Annotated in this window: 1 pseudogene; it reads left to right on the forward strand. The window is 69.6% G+C overall.

Annotated features, from left to right (window positions below):
* A pseudogene (locus DBR34_RS13795) lies at positions 1-651 on the forward strand (TonB-dependent receptor plug domain-containing protein); the annotation flags it as partial.

Raw genomic sequence — 651 nt, forward strand, 5'->3', positions numbered from 1 at the left:
CCGTACCGTCGTGCATCCCACCAGCCAGGCCGACGGCAACCTCGTCCCCGTGCTGACCTACAACGCCAACACCGTTCCGGTGGCCAACCTGCGCCGGGTCGAAGTGCTGCTTGACGGCGCGGCCGCCATCTACGGCACCGACGCCGTCGCCGGCGTGGTCAACAACGTCCTGCGCGACGATGTGGACGGCGGCACCGTCAGCGTCCAGCGCGGCATCGGCGAAGGCACCCACCTGCGCGACATCGGCATCAACGGCCTGGTCGGCAAGAACTCGCAGGACCTGCGCAGCAACGTCACCCTGGCCTTCAACTACTACGCCACCACCGGCCTGAACTCGCTCGACCAGGACTGGACGCGCAGCGCCGACCGCGCCCCGGACTTCGTCGGCACCGCGTTCGACGGGCTGAGCGGCACCGACAACCGCAACAGCAACAGCCCGTGGGGCAACTTCACCGCGATCGGCCCGCGCGTGCGCCAGGGCAGCACCTTCCTCACCACCGCTGCGGGCGCATTCCACGTGCAACCGCTCACCAACGAGGGCTGCAACGCCACGGTGGGGGAGGGCGTGTGCGTGCAGTCCGGCAGCAAGGCCACCGCCGGTGCCGACCGCAACCTGCTCGACAACCAGCAGGGCCAGTTCCCGCTGTCGAT

Origin of the sequence: Stenotrophomonas sp. HMWF003 (genome assembly GCF_003061285.1) — a bacterium.
Lineage (GTDB): Bacteria > Pseudomonadota > Gammaproteobacteria > Xanthomonadales > Xanthomonadaceae > Stenotrophomonas > Stenotrophomonas maltophilia_AP.